This window comes from Paracoccus beibuensis (assembly GCF_026162625.1).
Classification (GTDB): Bacteria; Pseudomonadota; Alphaproteobacteria; order Rhodobacterales; family Rhodobacteraceae; genus Paracoccus; species Paracoccus beibuensis.
Map to the genome: position 1 here is coordinate 1 of NZ_JAOTBD010000082.1, position 2426 is coordinate 2426.

The following is a 2426-nucleotide window of genomic DNA, read 5'->3' on the forward strand; positions in this document are numbered from 1 at the left end:
CACCGCCCATGGCGGGCAGCCGCCTGCCGTGGTTTACTTCAACACCATCGAAACCGATCAGCAGGCGCAGGCAGTAGCTTAAATCAGCCGGAAAACTGTCCAAGGATCGAGGAGTAGCTCACTCTTCACCGATGAGAAACGCTACAATTTCCTTAAAGCCGCCGGATATGACACCGACTAGACGCAACCCGCTCTAGAACGGTGATCACGCTAGGTTAGCCTTAGAAGTATGTTGGTTTCGAGCTGATGATGGCGGCCAACCTGTTTCGACCGTCCGTTTTGCTGGCCGATCGCGATCATGACGCGGACAGCGTCAAGGCGCGCGATGCTCTGCCGGTCGTCCCGATCCGCAAGCTCCACACAAGGCGTTCGCATTTGATAGGGTACTATCTCATGCGCAGCCTGGTCGAGCGATGTTTCAACAAGCTCAAGAACGCCCGGCCGGTCGCAGCCCGCTTCGACGAAACGTCGGAAGGCTCTCGGGCTTCATCGACATCACCTTGGTGCACGTTTGGCCTGAGTCTTCGGCATGATCTAGGCAGCAAGGGCTGAGGTCCCAGGCAGTACGTCGGTGCCAGCCTGCTTGCACCCTCACGTCAACAACCTGGCCCTCTCGCTGCGAGAGAGTCTCACCGTCCGGTCGTACAGGTCGCGTGCTGCGTCAGGAAGGCCTGATGATACCCCACATGACTGCCTGATGCTGCAGCCTATCCCGCAGATCCCGATATTCGGCATTATGGGAATAGGCGCCTATGGCCGAGAGGATCATTGTCAGATCCTTCGCCGAGACATACGGGCGCAGGTCGGTTTGGTGCTGGTTCTGGCACATGAAACACTCGTTCAACTTGTTAATAATGTACAAGGTTAAGTACCGCGGAACCGCGTCCGACAGAACATGTCTTTTCGCACAGGTTGCTTGCAAACTTTCTGATCAAACCTCCGGTTGCTCCGATCGTGAATTTATCAGGGCCAGAGGCAACTCGCCGGAGCGGTTGCTGCGAAAAGCCGCTATGAACTGGGCTTGAAGCCCATCGCGACACGGCGCAAATTTTCACGGCCTCTGCGTGCGTCCCTCGCACCTCTGGTGGTGCCTTCAGAACGTCGACGATGGGGCCAGTGTAGAACTTCCAAAGTTTGGCTTGAGCAAGCAGACGGTGTAAGCGACAGCCTCTGGCAGACCGGCTCCACGGATGGGCGGTTCCGGCTTTTGCTGAAGAAACTCTGACGGCATGATTCGCAACCGTTGTCCATACGACACGGTTCATGGGTGGGCGAGCAAGGTCCGCAATTTCTAGGCGACCTCACACGGGCGGGCCAACGACGTGCGCGACGTCGTGCTGCATTTCGCGACCTCGTAATGACAGAAATGCAGGCGCCGCCGCCCCCGCGCCGGTGACGCAGTTCCGATCACGTCCGGAGCTTCAGTTATCCGGCGGCGGCATGCACCGAGCAACTCAGTGGCGCCGAGGCCTGCGATGAAAAGGAAAAAGCCGGTTGATGCGGCCTCGCCGCAGGCCCAGAGGCTCGGCGGGCGGGCCGACAGCGGCACAAGGGTATGGTGCTGTTGCGCATCAGGTGATGCGCGCGCGTCCCTTTACCCGAGAGCCGCCATATCTGCGGTGTGCCGTTCGAGCAGATAACGGTTCAACCGGCCTTTGCCTGATCCTTCGCAACCTTCGCCTACGGCATCTTCCCGACGCTGTGAGTAGATTCATGGGGATGGCCGATGTGACCGGAAATGGTCACGCTGAAGGTTTCCTGTCGCCGTGACAAGATCTGAGTCGGACATGAGCCAGCCCATACCGAGAGAGACTCCAGCAGGCTCGGCACGAACTTGGCTGCCAGCGGTCGGCCAAGGACTGCCGCTGATCAATTGCGCAGCGACCCAAGCAGCAGGGTGGCTGTGGACGAAGATTACCCACAACATGTCGTCTATCCCGCTTTCGGCCAACACCTCCTCGGGGATCTTCAGGTCCGTCGGAATGGGGAAGCAACGCCGCACGATATAGACCCATACCACCGCCGGACAGCAGTTGGCACTACAAGAGCGGCGCGACTGGTGCAGGCTGCCCGGAAGCCGGAACTTCGGCCAGCCCGCACGTCGACGGCAATCGCCACGGCAAATATGCGCAGGATCGACGCGCCTTGTTCGCCGGACTTTTTCCGCTCGACCAACCATGTCGACGGAGGAGGACCTGCCGCGCCTGATTTCTCAAGCAAGGCCAGAATAGGCACGGCGGGTGCCGTGCCTCAAATGTTCTCGCCGCGGATGGCATCACAGATGGCATCCGTGACCTGCTGCGTGTTGGCGCTTCCGCCGACGTCTGGTGTCAGGACGCCATCGGCACAGACCTTCTCGACCGCCCGCATCAGCCGATCGGCGGCAGCCTGCTCTCCCAGATGCTCCAGCATCTGCGCCGCCGTCC

General features: G+C 59.9%; 2 protein-coding genes. One reads left to right on the forward strand and one right to left on the reverse strand.

The window, feature by feature from the left end; all coding sequences use genetic code 11:
• Positions 1-246 precede the first annotated feature (246 nt).
• Positions 247-552, forward strand: a complete 306-nt coding sequence (locus OC159_RS19810; RefSeq protein ID WP_265502948.1) for a hypothetical protein — start codon at positions 247-249, stop codon at positions 550-552.
• Between the two features lie 1698 nt (positions 553-2250).
• Here the strand turns inward: OC159_RS19810 and OC159_RS19815 are convergent.
• Positions 2251-2412, reverse strand: coding sequence for an isocitrate/isopropylmalate family dehydrogenase (locus tag OC159_RS19815; RefSeq protein ID WP_265502949.1), 162 nt, complete (start codon positions 2410-2412; stop codon positions 2251-2253).
• Positions 2413-2426: the final 14 nt, after the last annotated feature.

Excerpts from the sequence above, each read along its gene's own strand:
- OC159_RS19810 (WP_265502948.1), top strand. The coding sequence starts at position 247 with ATGATGGCGGCCAACCTGTTTCGACCGTCCGTTTTGCTGGCCGATCGC.
- OC159_RS19815 (WP_265502949.1), bottom strand. The coding sequence starts at position 2,412 with ATGCTGGAGCATCTGGGAGAGCAGGCTGCCGCCGATCGGCTGATGCGG.